Origin of the sequence: Pinibacter aurantiacus (assembly GCF_019130065.1) — a bacterium.
GTDB lineage: Bacteria > Bacteroidota > Bacteroidia > Chitinophagales > Chitinophagaceae > Pinibacter > Pinibacter aurantiacus.
Genome location: NZ_JAHSPG010000002.1, coordinates 331,810 through 353,707, shown reverse-complemented (window position 1 = coordinate 353,707; position 21,898 = coordinate 331,810). Strand labels below are relative to the sequence as shown.

At 40.7% G+C, this 21,898-nt stretch carries 20 protein-coding genes; 8 read left to right on the top strand and 12 right to left on the bottom strand.

Annotation, left to right across the window (positions count from 1 at the left end):
- Nucleotides 1-105 precede the first annotated feature (105 nt).
- The 3 genes from KTO63_RS04820 to KTO63_RS04810 form a co-directional block, all read right to left on the bottom strand.
- Nucleotides 106-528 (bottom strand): endonuclease domain-containing protein, encoded by a 423-nt coding sequence (locus KTO63_RS04820; protein ID WP_217790084.1) that lies wholly within the window; start codon nt 526-528, stop codon nt 106-108.
- A 168-nt stretch (nt 529-696) separates the two neighbouring features.
- Entirely contained in the window at nt 697-2,076 is a 1,380-nt protein-coding gene (locus tag KTO63_RS04815) for an OmpA family protein (protein ID WP_217790081.1), read from the bottom strand.
- 241 nt (nt 2,077-2,317) lie between these two features.
- A complete protein-coding gene (locus tag KTO63_RS04810; RefSeq protein WP_217790080.1) occupies nt 2,318-2,821 on the bottom strand; it encodes a hypothetical protein in 504 nt (167 codons plus the stop codon).
- Nucleotides 2,822-3,116: 295 nt separating this feature from the next.
- On the opposite strand from KTO63_RS04810, the gene KTO63_RS04805 reads away from it, so the two are divergent.
- Complete coding sequence (locus KTO63_RS04805; protein ID WP_217790079.1) at nt 3,117-3,962, top strand: DUF4382 domain-containing protein; 846 nt, start codon at nt 3,117-3,119, stop codon at nt 3,960-3,962.
- A gap of 81 nt (nt 3,963-4,043) precedes the next feature.
- Here KTO63_RS04805 and KTO63_RS04800 read toward each other — a convergent pair whose 3' ends face one another.
- Both KTO63_RS04800 and KTO63_RS04795 read right to left on the bottom strand, forming a co-directional pair.
- Entirely contained in the window at nt 4,044-5,978 is a 1,935-nt protein-coding gene (locus KTO63_RS04800; RefSeq protein ID WP_217790078.1) for a peptidylprolyl isomerase, read from the bottom strand.
- 281 nt (nt 5,979-6,259) lie between these two features.
- On the bottom strand, nt 6,260-7,696 hold the full coding sequence (locus tag KTO63_RS04795) for a thioredoxin-like domain-containing protein (RefSeq protein ID WP_217790077.1): 1,437 nt from the start codon (nt 7,694-7,696) through the stop codon (nt 6,260-6,262).
- A 140-nt stretch (nt 7,697-7,836) separates the two neighbouring features.
- Between KTO63_RS04795 and KTO63_RS04790 the strand changes: the two genes are divergently transcribed.
- The 4 genes from KTO63_RS04790 (at nt 7,837) to KTO63_RS04775 (ending at nt 12,318) form a co-directional block, all read left to right on the top strand.
- Nucleotides 7,837-8,988 (top strand): acyltransferase family protein, encoded by a 1,152-nt coding sequence (locus KTO63_RS04790; RefSeq protein WP_217790075.1) that lies wholly within the window; start codon nt 7,837-7,839, stop codon nt 8,986-8,988.
- A gap of 114 nt (nt 8,989-9,102) precedes the next feature.
- Nucleotides 9,103-10,524: a 23S rRNA (uracil(1939)-C(5))-methyltransferase RlmD gene (gene rlmD / locus KTO63_RS04785; RefSeq protein ID WP_217790074.1), complete on the top strand. Its 1,422-nt coding sequence runs from the start codon at nt 9,103-9,105 to the stop codon at nt 10,522-10,524.
- 150 nt (nt 10,525-10,674) lie between these two features.
- Nucleotides 10,675-11,307 (top strand): rhomboid family intramembrane serine protease, encoded by a 633-nt coding sequence (locus tag KTO63_RS04780; protein WP_217790070.1) that lies wholly within the window; start codon nt 10,675-10,677, stop codon nt 11,305-11,307.
- A 72-nt stretch (nt 11,308-11,379) separates the two neighbouring features.
- Nucleotides 11,380-12,318 carry a rhomboid family intramembrane serine protease gene (locus tag KTO63_RS04775; RefSeq protein ID WP_217790069.1) on the top strand — a complete coding sequence of 313 codons (939 nt, stop codon included), beginning with the start codon at nt 11,380-11,382 and terminating at the stop codon, nt 12,316-12,318.
- Nucleotides 12,319-12,414: 96 nt separating this feature from the next.
- Here the strand turns inward: KTO63_RS04775 and KTO63_RS04770 are convergent, their stop codons facing one another.
- The 4 genes from KTO63_RS04770 to KTO63_RS04755 all read right to left on the bottom strand — a co-directional run bounded on the left by KTO63_RS04770 (nt 12,415) and on the right by KTO63_RS04755 (nt 15,849).
- Nucleotides 12,415-13,023: a PH domain-containing protein gene (locus KTO63_RS04770; RefSeq protein WP_217790303.1), complete on the bottom strand. Its 609-nt coding sequence runs from the start codon at nt 13,021-13,023 to the stop codon at nt 12,415-12,417.
- A 140-nt stretch (nt 13,024-13,163) separates the two neighbouring features.
- Nucleotides 13,164-13,988, bottom strand: a complete 825-nt coding sequence (locus KTO63_RS04765; protein ID WP_217790068.1) for an amidohydrolase — start codon at nt 13,986-13,988, stop codon at nt 13,164-13,166.
- 164 nt (nt 13,989-14,152) lie between these two features.
- Nucleotides 14,153-15,202: a PLP-dependent cysteine synthase family protein gene (locus KTO63_RS04760; RefSeq protein WP_217790066.1), complete on the bottom strand. Its 1,050-nt coding sequence runs from the start codon at nt 15,200-15,202 to the stop codon at nt 14,153-14,155.
- 200 nt (nt 15,203-15,402) lie between these two features.
- Nucleotides 15,403-15,849 carry a GNAT family N-acetyltransferase gene (locus tag KTO63_RS04755; RefSeq protein WP_217790065.1) on the bottom strand — a complete coding sequence of 149 codons (447 nt, stop codon included), beginning with the start codon at nt 15,847-15,849 and terminating at the stop codon, nt 15,403-15,405.
- A 540-nt stretch (nt 15,850-16,389) separates the two neighbouring features.
- On the opposite strand from KTO63_RS04755, the gene KTO63_RS04750 reads away from it, so the two are divergent.
- The 3 genes from KTO63_RS04750 (at nt 16,390) to KTO63_RS04740 (ending at nt 18,538) form a co-directional block, all read left to right on the top strand.
- Nucleotides 16,390-17,046 carry a DUF502 domain-containing protein gene (locus KTO63_RS04750; protein ID WP_217790063.1) on the top strand — a complete coding sequence of 219 codons (657 nt, stop codon included), beginning with the start codon at nt 16,390-16,392 and terminating at the stop codon, nt 17,044-17,046.
- Nucleotides 17,046-18,014, top strand: a complete 969-nt coding sequence (locus KTO63_RS04745) for a zinc dependent phospholipase C family protein (RefSeq protein WP_217790062.1) — start codon at nt 17,046-17,048, stop codon at nt 18,012-18,014. Before KTO63_RS04750 ends, KTO63_RS04745 begins: the two co-directional genes overlap by 1 nt.
- Nucleotides 18,015-18,178: 164 nt before the next feature.
- Nucleotides 18,179-18,538 (top strand): arsenate reductase family protein, encoded by a 360-nt coding sequence (locus tag KTO63_RS04740; protein ID WP_217790059.1) that lies wholly within the window; start codon nt 18,179-18,181, stop codon nt 18,536-18,538.
- Nucleotides 18,539-18,682: 144 nt separating this feature from the next.
- On the opposite strand, the gene KTO63_RS04735 is transcribed toward KTO63_RS04740, so the two are convergent.
- The 3 genes from KTO63_RS04735 to KTO63_RS04725 form a co-directional block, all read right to left on the bottom strand.
- Nucleotides 18,683-19,963, bottom strand: coding sequence for an anthranilate synthase component I family protein (locus tag KTO63_RS04735; RefSeq protein WP_317195737.1), 1,281 nt, complete (start codon nt 19,961-19,963; stop codon nt 18,683-18,685).
- Between the two features lie 21 nt (nt 19,964-19,984).
- The gene (locus KTO63_RS04730; RefSeq protein WP_217790058.1) at nt 19,985-20,413 is read right to left on the bottom strand and encodes a hypothetical protein; all 429 of its coding nucleotides are present in this window, start codon (nt 20,411-20,413) and stop codon (nt 19,985-19,987) included.
- A 76-nt stretch (nt 20,414-20,489) separates the two neighbouring features.
- On the bottom strand, nt 20,490-21,758 hold the full coding sequence (locus KTO63_RS04725) for an adenylosuccinate synthase (protein ID WP_217790056.1): 1,269 nt from the start codon (nt 21,756-21,758) through the stop codon (nt 20,490-20,492).
- Nucleotides 21,759-21,898 lie beyond the last annotated feature (140 nt).

Below are 21,898 nucleotides of genomic sequence, written 5' to 3'. Positions count from 1 at the left end.
TAGCCGGCGGCCAAGTTTTTACGATTTGGGTATTTTGAGATGCTACTACTGCTGCTATTAGTAATGAATGTCGCACATCCCCTCCTGGGAGGGGCAAGGGGTGGGTTAGAGCCTTGTTCGTTTTCGAAGTATCTCATCGTCCACCCCGTTTCTTTCTTCATATTCTAATATCCAGTTCTCAATAGTCCTTTGTGCGTTCTCAATATCATGTACAACATCCAAAGCATTGAACCTTAAAAAGGAAATTCCCAGTTCTTCAATTTCTCTTTGGCGAATTTCATCTTTCCAAACTGCGATTTCACTTGCATGTGTAATTCCATCAACTTCTAAGGCCAGTTGCAAATCCTTACAATAAAAATCAACAATATAGTTTTTAATGGGTCTTTGTCTATCAAAATCATAACCTAGCATTTTCTTATTTTTTACAACGTTCCAGAGTTTAACCTCCGAGAATGTCATGGATGATCGCAATTTCTTTGCGAGTTCTTTGAGGAGGGGATTGTAAGGGTGAATTATTCTTCTTTTCATGGCTAGTTTCATTTAGTGCATGAGTCTACCCACCCCTGCCCCTCCCGGGAGGGGATGTGCAACTCACTGCTTAGTTCGTAAAACTTTCTAGCTGGACTATTCAATCATTAAACAGGCCACCGGAAATTCCGGCGGCCTGTTTGCATTCTTAGATTAACAAAAAAGCTCTTATTTATAGTTCTGTAAAACCATTTCTACTCTTCTGTTCTTTTGACGACCCACTGCTGTTGTGTTTGGTGCTATCGGCATAGAGTCGCCGTAGCCAGCTGATGTTATACGGTCTTCGCTGATGCCTTTCTTCACCATATAAGCTTTTACAGCATCTGCTCTTTGCTGGGAAAGCTTTTGATTTGCTTCGGCTTTGCCAACATTATCTGTGTGTCCTTTAATGTCAAGATAAAGTGATGGATCTGTATTCAACACTTTCACAATTTCGTTTAGTTGGGCATTTGACTTTGGAAGAATTGCTGCTTTGCCAGTTTGGAAGAAAATGGCGTTTGCAGCTTTTTGCACTTTGGCAATTGTCTCTTTTTTAATTTCAGGACAACCATGATTCTCCCTTGTTCCAGCTACAGTAGGACATTTATCTTGTTCATCATTAATGCCATCGTTGTCAGTGTCAGGGATTGGGCAACCATGATATCTTGCTACGCCAGAAATATTTGGACATTTGTCTTCTTCATCATTTACTCCATCGTTATCTGAGTCAGGAACAGGACAGCCCTGATATTTAGCAACGCCCGGAATATTAGGACATTTATCTTCTTCATCATTTACGCCGTCGTTATCTGAATCAGGAATCGGACAACCATTGTATTTTGCAAGGCCCGCCATGTCTGGACATTTATCCTTGCTATCAGGAACGCCATCGCCGTCAGAATCAACAGCCGTTGGCTTAGAAGGTACCGGCACCACAATTGGAGCAGCCTTAACTTGTTTTCCAAAAAGTTTGAACTTTAAACCAGCCTGAAACCCTTCATTGTAAAATGTAGGTGTTCCGCCGTCAGCAACATTCTGGAAGCCGCGATAGTAACGACCATAGAACGTAACTCTGTTTCTCGGGAACACTTCAAAACCACCTGTTGCAGCGATATCAGTGCTTTTCATGTATTCTTTGACATCTGCACCAGAGTTAACCTCTCTTGCTTTCATTAAGAAATCGAATTGAGGACCTGCAAAAACGTCAAAATTTCTACCAATATTGAATTTGAAAAGAACGGGGACTGAGATATAATCAGCTCTTAGATCATCGTTAGCTGGATTTGCAAGTTTGTCTTTATATAAAAACTGCCCACCCACTCGATTAAACATCACCTGTGGTTCAATAGAAAAAGTTTTTGTTACAGGAACACCAAAGTAGAGGCCCGCATTCCATCCGAATCTGTACGCGTTATCAAAGTCACTTTGTTTGTCACAAAAGAAATAATGCGAATAATTACCGCCTCCCAGTACACCGCCGTAAACAGTATAACGGCCTGTTTTCTGAGCCTGAGACATAAACGAGAATACACAAACACTGCTTAAAAGCAGCAATAATTTTTTCTTCATAAAGAAATGATTGATTAAAAAATGCTTCAGGTAAATAAGTGGCGGGACACTTTTGCAAGTGCGTATAGGTTGCAGCGTTAGTCCAAAACTAAATTGACCATCGCGTAGTGCAAAGATGAAGTTTGAAAAAGTAATGTTGCATCGTTCACAAAAAAAACATCCACCCTTATAGATAAAGGCAAAGACTTTTTTGAACAACCACTGTAACGTTTAGTCGCACACGTCTGTGATTAATGAAAGTTTAGTTTGAAAGAATTGCTTTTTTTGAATAATAACGTTTGCATATCAGTGACAGCGGAATACCTATCATCACTATTAAAATAGATGCTTGTAAAAGCACACCGGAAAGTTTAAAACTGAACTTTCCAATCTTACTTAATGGAACTACGATCACATTCATTGCTATCCAAATTAAGATGCCGTATGCAATACCTATTAGGAACGCGTTGTATCTGTACAACTTCATTTTGGGATAAATGATGAAAAAAATAATGGTGAAAATATAAGCGATGATGAAATGAAATATCAATCCAAGGATGGGCATCAATGATCCGCCGCTGTATGCTTCTTTGCCAAAAACTGCACTGGCGATATACTGAAAAATAAGAACCGGATCTTTGCCTGTGGCAATTTTAAAGTTGACTATCGCAGCAAGTATATCTAAAGAGCCTACTAGCAACCCCGCCCATGCAATGGTCTTAACGGGCAAATAAGAATTTTTTTTCTTTGAAATAATATCATTCATGTGCTGCATTTGCACATAAAATAATTATTGTTTTTAATACTTAATAGCGCGACTTCATAATAGTTACAAAACCGGGCTTTGCATACCGCGTAGTTTTACGCATTCAAAATGTATTGGGTATGACGTTCTTGTCTAAACGTCGTTTCAACAACGATTAAATATTGGCACTACAATTGATCTGTAATAACAACTCCTTTACAAAGAAATATTACCCGCCCGTTAAACTTCTCTATTGCTGCACGGTCTTTAGAAACCGTTAATGGCTTTAACAATTTAGTACCTCAAATATTTATTTATGAAAAAACAAACCATTTTCCGCGCCGCCTTGTGTATAGGCATTTTCTCTCTCATTTTTATCGCATGTTCTAAAAACAATGATGGCAGCAGCGATCAAACAGTGCCTAACGGCAAACAAAACTTATCATTATTTCTAACGGATGCTCCTGGTTTCTTTGACAATGTTTCTGTAGACATTAAATCTGTACAAGTGCTTGTGGACACCTGCGGGAACTCCTCATTATGGCAAGGCATTGCAAGTGGTTGCCAAACCTGGGAAACGCTGGCAATCAAGCCGGGTGTATATGACCTTCTTGCTTTGAGAAACGGAACAGACACTCTTCTAGCTCAGGGGAATGTTATTAACGGAAAAGTTGTGTTGGTAAAAATTGAATTGGGAACGGACAACAGTTTGATCAAAGACAGCGTAAAATATCCGCTTCACCTCACAAAACTTACAGAGCCTTATATCTACTTAACGCTTACAGGAAATGAGTGGGAAAGATATGAAAAGAATAAATCCCGCTTGTGGCTTGACTTTGACGTGGCGAGATCTGTAGTTGTAATCGGCAATGACTTTTTCCTGAAGCCTGTTATTCACGTCTTCGTTAAATCAACAACTGGTGCTGTGGGTGGCGTTGTAAGTCCAATGGCTGCATTCCCTGTGATTAGTGTTTACAATAGCAAGGATACCGCATATGCGCTTCCTAACCGCGACGGACGTTTCCTTGTAAGAGGATTGCAACCAGGAACGTACTCACTCAACGTAAATGCGTCGAACGGTTATCATGATACAACAATAACCAACGTCAATATAAAAACGGGAGAGTTGAATCTTGAAAAGATTGTGTTGAAAAGACAATAACTGAGCGTAACGTTTAATGCAAAACGCCTAACGCGGGAGACCTGCGTTAGGCGTTTTGCATTAAACGTTCGGCAAATTTTGCTATTTCCAAAGCGACTGCAACACCGCCTCATTCACCTTCACCGGATATTTCTTCTTTAATGAAATGATCCATTCTTCCTCCAAATAATTTTGATAATCATTCAGAGCGAATCCGCGGGCATCTTCGAAGTTGCGATGCTCTTTTGTGCCATGTTTTTTAATCAGATATAAGAAGGTATAACTATTGTCAGATGCGTTTTTGATAGGAGCCGTCACAAAATCTTCACCCAACTTATCTGCGCCGCTGATGGGAAACTGGTTGTATTCAAATCTTCCGGAATCTGCCTGCACAATGTTCTCATATTCCTTTGCTATGCTGCGCCAGTTGCCTTTGTCTGCATCCACTTTTTTGTATAGTTCGCTAATGCTTTTTTCGTCGTTGCTGCTGAAAAATACTGCATCAGCGCCCGGTTGCCACCAATATCTGTTATAGTTGTTATTGTAATATTTTCTTAAGCCCGCAGTATCATCATTTGCCTTTGTCCAAACGTTTCTTTGCATGCATTCAAATAACAAATTGCCGTTTTTAAATTCTTCCAGTTGATGAGCAAACGCGTTATTGTAACGCTCAAGATTGCTGCGGTAATATTGCTCTGCACTTGCATCTACATATGTTTGCAACAACTCTTCTTTCGATTTTCCAGACACCAGTTCAGGAACATTTCTAATGGCTTGCAGATAATTCTTCCAATCATTCAGTGTGTATTTTCTTTTATCGAAAGAGAACAAAACTGTTTTGGAATTGAGGTCGGCATATTGAGGTGGGTTGCTTCCCCTAAGCACGCTGTCTGCATAGGCCCATAAATGAGCTTTGTTCACCGGTGCACGTTTATACCCGATGCGAACCAATATCTTTTGCATCATGGATTTTGATGCAACCTGCATTCTGGTATCAGTTGATACGCGCTGCTTTAACTCTGCCATGTAAGCAGGTGTTTTGGTTGCAGAAACCGGATGGACAGAAATTCTTTTTAAAATATGATAGCCGTAAGAAGTCACGAAAGGCTTTGTAATTTCTCCATTCCTTGATAACGAGAAAGCTTTTTCTTCGAAGAAAGGATCGTATCTGCCAACGCCAAATTCAGGCAATTGTCCGCCAACTTTATAGCTTTGATTGTCGTTGCTGTATTGCAATGCCAGGGAATCGAAAGAGGCGCCCATGGCGGCGGCGGCGTAAATTGAATCTATGGTAAATTGCTGTTTTGAAAGTTGTTCAGAGGTCGGTCGTACGGGCGTTGTCAATAAAATTTGCGCAACAGAAATTTCACCAACTGCTTTTCTTTCACCCAAATTCTTGAAAATGTGATACCCCTGTTTGCCTTTCAATGGCTTTGAAAAGCTTCCTGGTTTGAGTGAATATGCAAGGTCTTCGAGATTATACGGCAATGTAAAAACGGTTATATAACCTGCGTCGCCTTTGTTTGCAGCTACGTCGGGATCATTGGAATAGGTAGTGGCAACGGTTCCAAAATCTTTCCCCGATTGCAATTCTTTATATGCTGTTGTTGCGAGTTTATATGCGTCGGCTGTATCTGTCGGGCTATTAAACCGGATAAAAATGTGTGCAAGGTGAATGTCTTTCTGGCTTCTGTCAAATGCCTGGTCCACCAGCGCCTGTATCGCTTCATCATCCACCAGGTAATTTCCCGCCACCTGTGTTCTGAAGTTGTCCAGCTCTGCTTTTTGAGAACTAAGTGTGTCCAGCTTTTGATCGTATGCTGCCTGTACTTTCAGTTTATATCTTGTATACAATTCCAGGTAGTTGCGAAACGCTTTCTCGTCGCGGGTTCCGGCAACATTGTTTTTATTAAATGCTGTAACAAACTCGTTCTTGGTTACAGGATATTTTCCGTAAGTGAATAAAGCTTGACCAAAACTATTTTGTACAACCATTAAAGAAAGGGCTACAATTAAGGACCCTGGTGTTACTTTCATATCGATATAAGGTTAAAGTTAAGGCACATGACATTTTTGGATGGCTGATTTTAGCTAACAGGCTTTCAAATCCAATTTGAAAATTTGAGGATTTGAAAATTTGAAAATGCTCCGGGTTCGTCATTCTGAATTTATAATTAACTCTTGAGCATTCAGAGCATTAATTCAAAAATTAAAAAGTTACACTGAAAGAATTTTCAAATTTTCAAATCCTCAAATTTTCAAATAAAGCACAGTTTTGAATTCACATTATCAAAAAAATGCCATGCACCACGTCAATTTTATTGTTTTTTAAGCTTCAGTTGTAAAACTTCCTCTACCTGGTCGTAGCTCAGCTTTTTTGCAATAATGCGTTTGTCTTTGTCCAGCAGGTAAAGCACCGGTGTCTGAAAAACATCATAAAGCTGTTTGTAGCTTGGCTTTCCCGCTTTGCTCACTTCATCTTTTTGTTCGTCAGTTTCATATGCGTGGATCCAGTCTTTCAAGTTGTTCTCGCGGATATAATTTAACCACGCTGCCTTACCTCCGTCTACCATTACACCAAATATTTTAACGCCTTCCTTCTTCCATTTGTTCTGATACATGGAGTCCAGCTTAGGCACCATTTCTTTACAGTGGCTGCAGGTTGGGTCCCAAAAGCAAATAACTGTGTAATCAGCTTTTACCTCATACAGCGTTTGTACTTTGCCCGAAGTATCCGTCATTAAAAGATCCTGTGCCGGAAGGCCAATCAAATTTGCCATCAGGCTGTAGGCCCTGTCGCTCATGTATTTTTGATACTTGTCTGTGAACCAGTCAACCTTTGGATTATTGTTGATGTATTTTTCGAACAAGTGCACATACACCGCATCAAGCCCCATGTATTTGGGATTGATGTAATCCTGGATAAAATGCGTAAGCAGGTATTTGAACATTTCTTTGTTGCCATTGGTCGCATCCAGCATTTTATCAACTTCTTTAATAATGGAGTCTGATACAGGTGGCACCAGGTTTTCATAATACTTGTTAAGCTTGCCTTCAAAAATTTGCTCAGGTGTGCGTATGAGGCGCTCGTCTGCAAAAGAAACGCCATCCCAGTAGTGTGATTTGTAAAAATTATAGGCGTAAAGAGAGTCATATTTTCCGCCCGGCATTTTTGATGCTTCGGGAATTTTTGGCTCCTTCATTGACCTCAGCAAAGCAGCGAGAAAAGAATTTGGGTTCTTAGCTTCCACGTCGCTTCTGTACGCCTGCATGCGGCCATTTGCTTTCTGCCATTCGTCCTGGATCTTTGCAGAGTCTGCTTTGCTGTTTGCTTTGGCTAAGTTGTTTCTCAACGTATTCATCTCAACGCCTATTTTGTTAAGCGTTTGCGAATAAGTTTGAAACAAAGTGTTATCGGGAGAATTTGTAAAAACGGCTTTATCTGGCGTGGTAGAATCTGCTGAAATAGAAAAATTCTGTTGTTTATCGATCAGCAGTTCAAACAATATCTGTTTGCTGGGCGACACTACAAAATAGATGCCTCCCTGCAATTTTTCTTTTCCTTTAAAAACGCCTTTACTGTTGGCGTCAAGTTTCACGCTATCTGCGAGGGCCTTGATCTTCCCGTAATGATAACCTAGATACACATATTCGTTCTTGTACGGTTTCATCGTAATGTTAATGGCATAGCCATTTTGTGCAAAGGATGAAATACACAGGGCACATGCAAGTAAAAAAAGTGAAAAAGCTTTCATATTTAAAATTAAGGACTGTATTTAGGATAGCTAAATTAATAGAAATAAGCTCCCTTTGACAAAAATATGCCCACAAATACACCAATGGAGAAAACTTGCAATTGCTTATTTTGCAATTAATTGAAGGTTATTTAAACACAATGTTATCAAATCAACGGTTAAATCGTTTCAAAAGAATTACTACCAGCGGCGCTTACTATCCGGAAATTGATGGTATCCGCTTTCTGTGTATTGTTATGGTGATGTTGTGTCATGTGACAATGTATGTGCAGGCCTACATTGCAAAGGGCAATGTCTTCGAATTATCTCCGCTGTTGTACGCAGTGGTTAATGGGGGGTTGGGCGTTTTCCCTTTTTTCGCATTGAGCGGTTATATTTTGAGCCTACCTTTTTTAAAAGCAAAGTTTGCGAAACAAAGTCCGCCCTCCCTCAAAAAGTATTTCCTGCGAAGATTAACAAGGTTGGAGCCGCCTTACATAATCAGTTTAATGCTTTCGTTTGCTGTATTGGTATGGGCGCTAAATAAATTCACTGTCAATGATCTGCTCCCTCATTTCGCGGCATCTTTGTTTTATGTGCATCATATTTTTTTCCCATATACAAATCCAGTGGTGCTCCCCATTGCGTGGACTTTGGAAATAGAAATGATGTTTTACATTTCGCTACCTTTTTTATTGTACGTGTTGTACAAATTACCCACTTTGTACCGGAGGTTGATCATTTTCTCAGTCATGATTATTGTTCCTCTTTTTGATGCCGGCATTCTGTCTAACTACAGATTCCTTCCGGTAAATATCCCCTATTTTATGGCAGGCATCATGGTAGCCGAGCATGTTGTAACCAACGAAAACCCTTTCGCTTTTATACCTAAAAAAATAAAATCGTTGCTACTCGCCGGTTTGCTTTTTTTGTTTTTCCTCTCGGGTTACCGGGCCCTTGGCTTTAACAGTGCACAGTTCAATCCTATCAAGTTGTATGTAATTCTTGCGCTTATAGTAATCGATAAAACGGGTTACCGGTTCTTTGCAAACAGATACATTGCAACCATCGGCGGTATGTGTTACAGCCTTTATCTTACGCATTATGCAGTCATCTCTGCCATTGGACGCTTCATTCATTATCCATTCTTCGGAGGGCATTTTACACTCAACCTTCTTGTTTATTCTTTCATTTTTCTTGTTCCGGCTTTGGTGGTAGGAGCAATATTCTATTTACTGATCGAACAGCCGGCAATGAGGAAAAACTGGTGGAAAAAGACTGGCAACAAGGCAGTTACGACGGGTGTTAAGTAGTAAGTAATAAGTTTTAAGTCTCTTTCGGCCACTTCACCACTTTGATGACTAACAACTTAAAACTCACAACTTATAACTTACAACTCATAACCTACAACTTAGTACTTTTGCCGAATGCGAAAAAAGAAGAATATCATGCTAAGCAATGTAACCGTACAGGATTACGCTGCTGAGGGCAAATCGCTTAGCAAACTGGATGGAAAAGTAATTTTTATAGAAGGTGCCGTGCCGGGAGATGTGGTGGATGTGCAACTTACCAAAAGCAAGAAAGACTGGGGCGAGGGGCGTGCCGTAAGATTTCATGAGTTTTCCAAAGATCGGGTGGCTCCTTTTTGCGAGCATTTTGGTGTTTGCGGTGGTTGCAAATGGCAAATGTTGCCGTACGAAATGCAATTGCAGTTCAAACAAAATGAAGTAGCGCAAAATCTCCGCCGGATAGGAAAGGTAACGTTGCCTGAGATCATGCCAATTGCCGGTTGTGATGAGACAAGATATTACCGCAACAAACTGGAGTTTACCTTTAGCAACAGGCGTTATTTGTTGCCAAACGAAATTAAAAAAGATGAGACCATTCCACAGGAAAATGCGGTTGGTTTCCACGTTCCAAGAATATTCGACAAGGTAATTGACATTAATACCTGCCATTTGATGGAGGAACCGCAGAATGCAATCCGCAATACTGTGCGCGCCTTTGCTTTACAAAACGGTTATACTTTTTACGATATTAAAAATCATGAAGGCTGGCTGCGCAACCTTATTGTTCGCGTTTGTACCACCGGCGAAGTGATGGTGAATGTGTGTTTTGGCTATGAAGATGAAAAGCAAAGAAAAAAGCTTTTCGATCATTTGCTGGCAACGGTTCCATCGATCACTACGCTGCTGTATACCATTAATCCAAAATGGAACGACAGCATTTATGATCTTTCTCCGCAAACTTATTTTGGCAAAGGCTTTATTTTAGAAAACCTGGAAGATTTTCAGTTTAAGATCAGTCCGAAATCCTTCTTCCAGACGAATACGAAGCAAGGGGAAAAACTTTACCAAATCACACGCGACTTTGCAGAGCTTACCGGAAAAGAGGTGGTGTATGACCTATACTGCGGAACAGGCAGCATTGGCATTTTTGTGAGTAAAAAAGCGAAAAAGATAATCGGCGTGGAAGTTATTGCAGACGCTATCGAAGACGCAAAAGAAAACGCGAAATTGAACAATATTGAGCATGCTTCATTTTTTGCGGGAGATGTGATTGAAGTGTGCGACGACAATTTCTTCAGCCAGCATGGCAAGCCGGATGTGATTATTACCGATCCTCCCCGCGCAGGTATGCATGAAAAACTGGTAAGAAAAATATTGGATATGGAAGCGCCGATGGTAGTGTATGTGAGCTGTAATCCTGCTACACAGGCCCGCGACCTGAACCTGCTGGATGAAAAGTACGAAGTAACCAAAATTCAACCTGTGGATATGTTTCCGCATACGCACCATATTGAGAATGTGGTTCAGCTTAAGTTGCGGGGTGTAATTAATAATCAATAATGAACAATTAATGGGGTTGCGGTCATAACAAATATCAGCTTTCTGCTTTTATCGATTTATTTACTGGAAGAAGTTAAATATTAATTATTCTTTATTAATTATTAATTCGCAGAATGGCAGATAATATTAATTTCAAACAAAATAGGATTTATGAATTTTAGGAATATACCGCCTGTTATTAAGAATCTGATCATCGTTAATATTCTAGTATATGTTGCCCAATATATGTTCAGCGTCCCGATTCAAGTGGGTGGCCAAATTGAACGTTACGATAAACTTGCAGAATACGGTGGATTATGGGCAACGAGTACCGGAAATTTCAAGATCTGGCAATTGATCACGCACATGTTTATGCACGATGTAAACAGTATTTTTCATATACTTTTTAATATGTTCACCTTGTGGATGTTTGGATCCATTTTGGAAATGCATTGGGGCGGAAAAAAGTTTTTCAACTTTTATATGATTTGCGGAATAATGGCTGGCGTAACTCAGCTTGCTTTTGGCAATTTTGACGTGGCCGTGGGTGCTTCAGGCGCTATCATGGGTGTTATGGCAGCTTTCGCCTATCTTTTTCCAAACACGCCACTGTATGTGTTTTTCGTTCCTGTTCCAATTAAAGCAAAATATGTAATACCAGCATTTATGGCGCTCGACCTTTTTGGAGGAATTGCAAGAGTGGGCGGAGACAATATAGCCCACTGGGCGCACTTGGGTGGTGCACTAACAGGATTTCTTTTGGTGTTTTTAGGGAACAAAATGAATCGAAAAACGTTTTATTAATAGTAGGGACCTGCCCCTGACCCGGGTACGATCTTTTTGTTTAAATCCGTAATAAATACAAATACTATGAGTGTGGCAGAAGAAAAAAGCAGAAGGAAAATTTTTATGGGCTCTGATGGAAACGCACTTGTAAACCTAATAGTGCTCATTACTATCAGTTTTGTTTTGCTCAACTTCATTTATGTTATTTATATAATGAGCGAGCTCGACACCCAGGCTTATATCAAAAATGTGTTTAACTGGTTCGTGCTACCGGCAGACTTCAGCAAACTGGGAACCCGACCGTGGACGCTGATTACCCACATGTTTGTTCACGAGAGCTTCTTCCAGGGATTTGATGGTGTTTTCCATATGATCGGGAACCTGCTTTGGCTTTGGGCGTTTGGATACATTCTACAGGACCTAGCTGGCAACAGAAAATTGATCCCCGTGTTCCTATACGGCGGCTTTGCCGGAGGCCTTTTTTATATGATTGCTTATAACCTTATTCCAAGATTGCATCCGGGATTGGAAAATGCGACACTGCTTGGTTCAAATGCTGCGGTAATGGCCGTGGCAATTGCTACCACTACTGTCTCACCGGACTACAGACTTTTCCCGATGATCAACGGAGGTATTCCTTTGTGGATACTGATGGTGTTATTTGTCATTATTGATTTTGCCGGTATTCCGGGCAATAATCCCGCGATATATGTGGCGCATATTGCTGCGGCTGCTGTAGGATTTCTTTTCATTTACAGCCTCCGTAGGGGAAAGGATTGGAGCGATCCTATCAACGGATTTTTTGACTGGATCGGTAATCTGTTTAATCCTGACAAACCTAAAAAGACAAAAGCAAAAGACGAGTTTTTCTATAATCTGCAAGGCAAAAGCCCTTTCAAAAAAAAGTCAAACCTTACACAAAGCAGGATCGACAGCATTTTAGATAAGATCAATCAGCAAGGATATCATTTCCTTACAGATGAAGAAAAAGAAATTTTGAAGAGAGCCGCTGAAGATGATTTCCAATAAGAACGGCACGCAGATTTTCATGATTTACTTTTTGCACACAGATGACACTCCCGCCCGAATAAATTCATTCAGGCGGGAGTGTCATCTGTGTGCCCACTACATCCTTGAAAGCACTTCTGCTTTCTTTGCATCATATTCTTCTTGTGAAATGAGTTTATTATCCAGGAGGGTTTTCAGTTTTTGTAAAACGGCCACAGGATCGTCCTGTTGCTTTTGCGACTCAGCATTTGTTTGCGATTGCGCCGTTGGACCAGAAACCACCAGCCTTCCCGCACTGGCTCTTTTCTCCTCGAGATCCCGCTGACGGCGCACTTCCTTTTGAATCTCCTCCTGTTCCTGGGCCATGGTGTATAGTTTTCTGGCTTGTGCCTTAGGTAGAAAATCTATTTTGTTGACCGCTCCGTCAATTGTTTGTATGGTAAACTCAGAACCCCAGATATTTTCTTTCAGATGGCAGCTCAAAACATCTCTCCAGATATAATCTTCGAGGTCCATTGCCAGCCCAAGATTTTTCGGTCTGAAAACAATAATTCGTTTGTTGGTAAGCACCAGGCAATCCGGCGTAAGATTAATCGCAGGCTTTTTTTGAACGGCAATGTATTGCACGTCTTCACCGGTCATGAGCATGCTGTTCAATCTTTCCGAAATCTTTTCCACTGCTTTCGGATCCTGTTCTTCGTTGAGGAAGTTTTTGAAGTTTATCATTGATAAGGAATTTGAGTGACTAAGACAAAGTTGTTAGTTGATAGTTAATAGTTGTTAGACTTTACGCGAACCATTCTCTTCTAACAACTAACAACCAACAACTATAAACTCATCAGTTATTCAGTTATTCAGTTATTCAACTATTGCCCATCCCCATCGCCCGCCGCCCAATCCTGGCCAAGCAGCATAAAGGAATCGGCGTCTTTTAAAAACGGTAGTTTGGCCCGTATCTCGTCAATGGTTTTCTTTTGCAATGTTATGGTGAAAATATCTTCATCATGAACCTTGTGGTATAAAATTTCGCCCAACGGATCTATGATCATGCTATCGCCGCTGTGGTAAATACCGTTTCCATCATCGCCTACCCGGTTTACGCCAATCACGAACGACTGATTTTCTATGGCTCTTGCCTGCAGTAATGTCTTCCATGCGTGATGCCTGCGTTCGGGCCAGTTTGCCACGTAAATCAGCACATCATATTCTGCGCCTTCTTCCGTTTGCTGTTGTCTTGCCCACAATGGAAACCGTAGGTCATAGCAAACCTGCAGGTTAATCTTCCAGCCTTTTACCGAGGCAATGAGTCTTTTTTTGCCAGCGGCATAGTGTGCGTCTTCGCCTGCATAGGCAAAGAGATGTCGCTTGTTGTAAATACCATATTGTCCCGTTGGCAGCATCCACACAAGCCTGTTGTGGTAATCCTCTCCCTCTTTGGCAATAAAGCTTCCTGTGAGGACAACTCTCTTTTGTGCCGCTATCCGCTTCATCCATGCAATGGTTTCGCCATCCATTGTCTCCGCCAGCTTTTCGGGCTGCATGCTAAAGCCTGTGCTAAACATTTCAGGAAGAATAACGACCTCTGTTTTCTCTTTGATACTATTGATCTTTTCTTCCAGCATTTGCAGGTTTGCCGCCTTGTCTTCCCAGTGCAGTTGCGTTTGTATAATGGTGAATGTGAGTGTGGACATTCTTGATGATTGTAGAATAAAATTAACGCAATAACTGAATAACTGAGTAACCGAATAACTGAGCTTAAACGTCAGTCTCTCTTCAGTTATTCAGTCATTCAGTTAATAACAAAAAAAAGCAGGAACAAAGAATTGCCCCCGCTATAACACATGAGAAAACAGATTTATTGAAGAACGGCGTTTACACCGTTGTACAAGCGATTAATAGGTTTGAAATCGACAAACTCGACCTGCGGCGAATAGTAGCCGTCACGAACCGGTTCGTCTTTCATAAGGTCGGTACTTAGATACTTTTTATTGCTGTCGCTTAAAATGGTAACTACTCTCGCGTCGTCACCCATTTCCTCCTGCAGTTTAATGGCCCCGATAATGTTTGCTCCGGAGGAAATACCCACGGCAAGTCCTAACTGGCTGGCCAGTTTTTGCGCCATCAGAATAGAGTCACCATCTGATGCCTGAACCACTTTGTCCAGTTTATCCAGTTTTACAATTTCCGGGATAAACTCGTCGGAAATACCCTGAATGCGGTGTGCGCCCACTTTATACCCTGTTGTAAGAGTGGGAGATTCCGCGGGTTCCAGGGGATGTATTTTTATGTTCGAATTACGCTGGGTTAAATAGTTTCCCACGCCCATCACTGTTCCACCTGTTCCCACGCCGGCCACAAATGCATCTGGCGTTACATCGATGCTTTGAAGCTGCATCCATATTTCGCGGCCCGTTGTTTTTTCGTGCGCTTCAGCGTTGTAATTGTTTTCAAACTGACGCGGCAGGAAAATATGGGGATCTTCAGCCGCCATTTTTTCCGAAAGCGCAATGCTCCCCAAAAAACCACCTTCCTCTTTACTGATCAATGTAATGCCGGCACCCAGGCTGCCGATGATGTCCATTCTTTCCTTACTCAGCCAGTTCGGCATTATGATCTGTACTTTATGGCCAAGTGCTTTACCGATGGCACTAAATGCAATGCCGGTATTTCCGCTCGTAGCCTCTACAATAAGATCGCCCGGCTTAATGTGACCTAGTTCATATGCCTTCTGCAGAATGTACAATGCCATTCTATCTTTAATGCTTCCGGTGAGGTTATAATGCTCACACTTCACAAACAGAGAGTTTTCCTTCCCTTTGTATCTGTATTGCACCTCAAGCATTGGCGTATTACCTACCAGGTGCCACAAATGCTCGAACTTCTTTTGTAACGACTGACCGATCATAGCTGGAATTTTGAAAAGTAGCGCAATTTTACTGCGCTTTCCGGTCTGCTCCAAACACTCTATTAATGCGCAAGACTATCGCTGGCAGGGGATTTCAGGAGTTAGCCTGTATTTAATGGAGTTGGTACGACGAAACACACGGTTCGTCATTCAAAAAATATTTTGCAAAAAAAATGATAAATTTTTGGTTGCCCGGCAATTTAGCCGCCGTAGGGGTTTTCCCGCTTTATTTGCATGAACCTGTCGGCATCGTTCAAGGGCTTAAACCCAATTTGTTCATACAAGCCGTGAGCGTCTTTTGTGGCGAGGGATATTCTTCTCAGGCCCTGCAGATCGGGATGCTGCATTACGGTTTGCATCAGCCATTTGGACAACCCCTTTCCGCGATGGGCATTGTCTATGAAAACATCGCACAAATAGCCAAATGTTGCTCCATCGGTAATCATTCTTGCAAAGCCAATCTGCCTTCCGGCAAGATATAATCCAAAACACAGTGAGCCTTCAATCGACTTCTTTACCACATCAATAGGAATATTTTTTGCCCAATAGGACTCCGTGCTTAAAAACTGGTGAATAAATACGATGTCAAGTTTTGACTTATCGGTGGAGATGAAATAATCGCCCCGTTGTGTTTCCTGAATTTGCATGAACAAATTTAAAGCAGCCTAATTTGAAAATTTGAAAATATGAGAATTTGAAAATTCTTTTTGTGTGGCTTTCATTTTATAAATTAAAGCTCGATTTATCGGGAGGCAAATAATAAATCCAGAAATGCGCACTCAAAGCATTTTCAAATTCTCATATTTTCAAATTTTCAAATTGCTCCCAATCTCGCATCGTCATTGCGAGCCACTGTACTTGAAAACTGTATGAGCGATTGAAACCGGACGCACCAAGGCAAGCGTGGTGAAGCAATCTCACCTGCAGAGTGCTGCGGGAGATTGCTTCGACCGATTCCCGCAGATTAGTCTTACTGATTGTAGTGTAACCATCCGAACTCCCCCCGGTCTCGCAATGACGTGCTGCTTTCACGCATTTTCAAATTTTCAAATCCTCAAATTTTCAAATTGAACCCAATCTCGCAATGATTATTTAATTTACACAATGTTTGCCTGCCATTAACTTTGAATGATTCGCCATTCATTTAATACGTTTGCGAAAGAGGTTTTTCGTTAAATTTTTTGTTTATGAACAACACTTCATCTGCCGGCCGTAAGTCTTTTAAATGGTCAAGCATATTAAAATATTTTCTGCAGGGCGTTTTGGTTGTAGCTCCGATCGCTATTACCTTTTATCTGATCTATTGGTTTGTATCTTCCATAGATAACCTGTTGCCTATTTTTACCAGTAAGGATGAGCAGGGCAACGTCACCACACACAACTATGGGTTGGGCTTTGTTATCATTATAGTTGCGCTTATTTTAATTGGATTACTAAGCACCAATTTTATAACAAAGGGCATTTTTAGTGTATTTGATGATTGGTTGGAACGTACGCCAGGAGTTAAGTTCATTTACTCTTCAGTAAAAGATTTTTTTGAAGCCTTTGCAGGCAACAAAAGAAAATTCAACAAATCTGTATTGGTATCTCTTTACAATAACGATATTTACCAAATTGGATTTATTACCAATGAAGACGCCTCGGAGTTTGGTCTTCATGATTATGTAACCGTGTATATACCATTTTCTTACTCACTTGCCGGCGCCATGTATCTTGTTCCTTCTTCCAAAGTAAAAGTTGTTGAAGGCATAAGTCCAGCACATACCATGAAGTATGTGATATCCGGTGGCGTTGCGGAAGTGGAAGATTCGCACCATCATCATCACGGACATCATTCAATTTAATGCTGAAAAAAACAATTACTGTAGCACTTTTACTTTCAATTTCTAAAACTGTTTTCTGCTGGGGATTTTTTGGTCATCAAAAGATCAATCACTATGCGGTGTTCTTGTTGCCACCACAAATGATGGCATTCTACAAACCGCATATTGACTATATTACCAAACACGCCGTTGACCCCGACAAACGTCGCTACCTGGTAGCAGAAGAAGGCCCGCGACATTACATCGATATTGATTACTATGGCCGCTATCCTTTTAATGAATTGCCTCGCAAATGGGATAGCGCGGTTGCGAAATATTCTGTAGATACCATCACCAGCTATGGCATTGTTCCGTGGCACGTGCAAATCATGCTAAGCCGCCTCACAAAAGCTTTTAAGGAAAAAGACGAACAACGTATTTTGAAACTGTCAGCAGAACTTGGCCACTACATTGCAGATGCGCATGTTCCCTTACATGCAAGCATGAATCACAACGGTCAACTTTCCAATCAACACGGCATACATGGTTTTTGGGAAAGCCGCGTACCAGAATTGCTGGCAGATAATGAGTGGGACTTCTTTGTAGGAAAGGCTACATATATCGACAATCCGGGAGATTTTATCTGGAAGCGTGTACTCGAAAGCGCGGCAGCGGCAGATACTGTTTTACGTGCAGAAAAAGAGCTTTCGAAAACCGTCAATGAAGATCAAAAATTTGCTTTTGAGCAGCGCAACAATGTGTTGGTAAAACAATATTCTTCTCTTTATACCAAAGCCTACGATCGCCTTTTAAATGGAATGGTAGAAAGACGCATGCGTGATGCAATTTTTGCTGTCGCTTCTTTCTGGTATACGGCCTGGGTAAATGCCGGACAACCCGATTTGCAAACACTTTCTACAACAACAGCTTCAGAAGAACAAAACCTACTATTCGACACGCTCAATTTAGAGTGGCAGAACAAGCCGGTTAGGGGAAGAAGCTGTGATTAGTTGAGAATGGAGAGTTGAGAGTTGAGAATTAAAAAAGCAGTGGCGAAATATTTTGAGCTGCCTCTCAGTTTAAATATTTTTGAAAATTGATACTTTGAACAACTCTCAACTCTCAACTCTCAACTCTCAACTCTCAACTCTCAACTAATTCTTACCTTGCGGCCATGAAAAAGATCTACCACCTCGGCACTTGCACCACCTGTCAGGCGATCATTAAAGAAACGGGCATTGAGAAGAAAGGGTTGGAAATGCAGGACATTAAAACAGAAAAAATAACGGCGGCTCAGCTTGAACAAATGAAGAAGATGGCTGGCACTTACGAAGCGCTTTTCAGTCGCCGCGCTATGAAATACAAGGAACTGGGATTGAAGGATAAAAAACTGACTGAAGACGATTATAAAAAATTGATTCTCGAAGAATATACGTTTTTGAAAAGACCGGTTGTTATTTTGAACGATAAAATTTTTGTTGGCAGTGAAAAGAAAAATGTTGCTGCGTTGGGTGCCGCAGTTGCGGCAATTTGAAAATTTGAAAATTTGAAAATTTGAAAATTCATTCTGTGCAAATTGTCGGGCCAATTCGACCATTCTTGAATGTGCAACAGGATAGAAAATTTGTTAGTGCGGGGCACCTGCATTTTCAAATTTTCAAATCATCAAATTTCCAAATTAAAACAACCTTTTTATCCCTTGCGCTTTCAACAAACATTCCTCGTATTCCAATTCGGGATCACTGTAAAATGTAATACCGCCACCAACCTGGTAACTTAGATAACGATTCGATTCGTTGTACATTAAACTCCTGATCACTACGTTGAAATCGAAATCGCCGTTGGGCTTTACGTAGCCGACAGCGCCGGAATAAATGCCACGGTTAGTTTTCTCATATTGATCGATCAGCTCCATCACTCTTTTCTTTGGCGCGCCGGTCATGGAGCCCATGGGAAATGTTGCTTTGATAGCATCTACCCAATGCAAATCACTCCGCATTGTTCCACTGATGGTAGAAATCATTTGATGTACTTGCGGGAATGTATAAATGCCAAACAGCTCATCCACTTTTACCGTTCCTTCTTCGCATATTTTGGAAAGGTCATTGCGCACAAGATCAACCACCATCACATTCTCTGCACGATCTTTTTGACTGTTGTATAATGCTTGTTTGTAAGATTCATCGCCAGCCTCACTTTCATGGTTTCTCTGCCAAGTCCCTTTGATCGGCTGCGAGATCAATTGCTGGTTTTCTTTTTTCAAATAACGTTCCGGGCTGGCACATAGGAGAAATTTATCATCCAGTTTATAATACGCAGCAAAAGGATTTGGCGAAACTGCAGAGAGTGAGTGATACGTAAGTTCGGGATCAATTGAAATATTGTCTGCGAAAAACTCCTGGCAGAAATTTATTTCGTAACAATCTCCTTTTAGTATGTGCGCTTTTAGTTTGTTGATTGTTTGAATGTACTCATCATGACTAAAGCGTTGCTGAAAAGTAACTGGGTTTTTTGCAGCGGAATCAAATTGTTTTGTTGATTGCAGTTGATCAAATATTTCCTGGGCAGAAAATTTCTCGCTGCTGATGGAAACACTTTTCTCATCAAGTAAAATGATCGTTTCCGGAACAAAGAAAAACAGATCCGGAAATTGAACATGATCTTCCTTTACTGTTGAAAGGTTTTCGACTTCATTTTTGAGACCATAACTAAAATGCCCGAAGAGCCAATCGTTATTTTCCTGGGCGAAAGATTTAAGAGAGGAAAAAGCGTTGCCGGCATTCAACTGAATGCTCTTTAGTGAGCCTGCTGCCAGCACACATTCCACGCTTCCATGCTGAAGATGGTAGTTGTGGTTATCCAGTAAACAGCAAATGTTGAACCGGTTGCCCCAGCTCAACATTTGCTGTTTATAAAATGCAATATTGTCTATTGCGAAAGATGTAAAATGTTTAGTCACGAATGTGTGGGTGAAAACGATTTAAAAGTCATCGTCTTCATCATCAAAACCAGAATCGTTAAACAGATCCATGTCTTTGAAATCATCATCCATACCTAAATCATCGTCATCAGATTTAGATTTCTTAGTCGCGCCGGTACCACTACCGCTTGAGCTTTTTTTGGATTTTGATTTTGGAATATCAAATTCATCAAAATCAGGATCCCAATCTTCGTCTTCTTCTACTTTGTTCCAATCGTCTTCTTCTTCTTCAAGATCATCATCATCGTCATCATCTTCTTTTGACTTTGATCCTTTCTTTGAAGCAGCTTTGGTTTCAAACTCTTCATCATCTTCTAAATCATCATCATCATCTTCTTCAGCTTGTTTCTTCGGTTTTGAAGACTCTTTCTTTGCCGGCTCTTCGGCTTTCTTTGTTGGTTTCTTTTCTTTGTCAGACTTCGATGCCATACTCTAAAAGTATTTGATGTAAAATTTCAGCTAGATTTTTAATTCGCCAAATTTTTTAATGAAAATTTTCTTGTAATTATTTATTCACATCAATGATTTGTTCTCTGCCAGGACCATTGGAGATATGTGAAACATTTGCTCCAATATATTCATTAATAAATTTAACGTATTGTGTCATTTTTTCAGGTAATTCCGCAGCTTTTGTCAACTGTGTTGTATCACAATTCCATCCGTCAAATTCTTTCAGCAAAGGTTTGATTGTGTGACGTGTCATTTGGAACGGAACTTCTTTTGATTCTTTTCCATCAACGTCGTAAGATGTACAAACTTCGAGTTTTTTAAAGTTATCCAATACATCTGCTTTCGTCATTATCACTTTGTTCACACCGTTGATCATGCAGGCAAATTTTAATGCCACAAGATCAATCCAGCCGCAACGGCGAGGTCTTCCTGTAGTAGCACCAAATTCGTTGCCAAGCTTTCTCAATTCTTCACCTGTTTCGTCGAATAATTCTGTAGGGAAAGGACCGCTTCCAACTCTTGTGCAATAAGCTTTTGTTACGCCCATTACGTCGCGAATTTTTTGCGGAGCAATACCCAAGCCAGAGCAAATACCTGAAGTAGTTGTGCTGGAAGAAGTTACAAACGGGAACGTACCAAAATCAATATCCAGCATGCTTCCCTGTGCGCCTTCTGCCAATACTTTTTTGCCTTGTGAAATTTTATCGTTGATAAAATATTCGCCGTTCACAATGTTCAGACTTCTTAAGAAATCAATTGCTTCGAAGAACTCTTCTTCCCACTGGCTAATATCTTCCTGGAAATTATAGTTATCTAAAAGGCGCTGATGCTTAAGACGGATCTTTATATAAGAAGTAGTGAAACTCTTGTCAAGTAAATCGCCTACACGAATACCATTTCTACCCGTTTTATCCATGTAAGCAGGTCCTATACCTTTTAAAGTAGAACCGATCTTATCATTGCCTTTTGAAACTTCAGATGCTTTGTCGAGCGCTCTGTGCGTAGGCAAAATAAGGTGTGTTCGCTGAGAGATAAAAAGATTTTTTCTTACATCCACTCCAAAAGAAGCAACGGTGTCGCACTCTTTTCTTAGCGTAACGGGATCAAGTACAACACCATTACCAATAAGGTTCAAAGTGTTCTGATGAAATGCACCGGAAGGGATCTGGTGCAATACAACTTTTTTCCCTCCTACGTAAAGAGTATGACCTGCATTAGGTCCGCCCTGGAAACGTGCGATAACATCATATTGTGGAGCAAAATAGTCCACTATCTTACCTTTACCTTCATCGCCCCATTGGAGGCCTAAAATTGCGTCTACCATTAAAGTATTTTTATGCTATTGAAATTAAAATATCAAAGAGTGGCAAAAATAGGCGATCTGGATTATTAATAAAATTATTGGTTTCAATAAAGATTTCCTAGTAAACCGTTAAACCTCCTGTTTTTCTCTTTTATATGCGA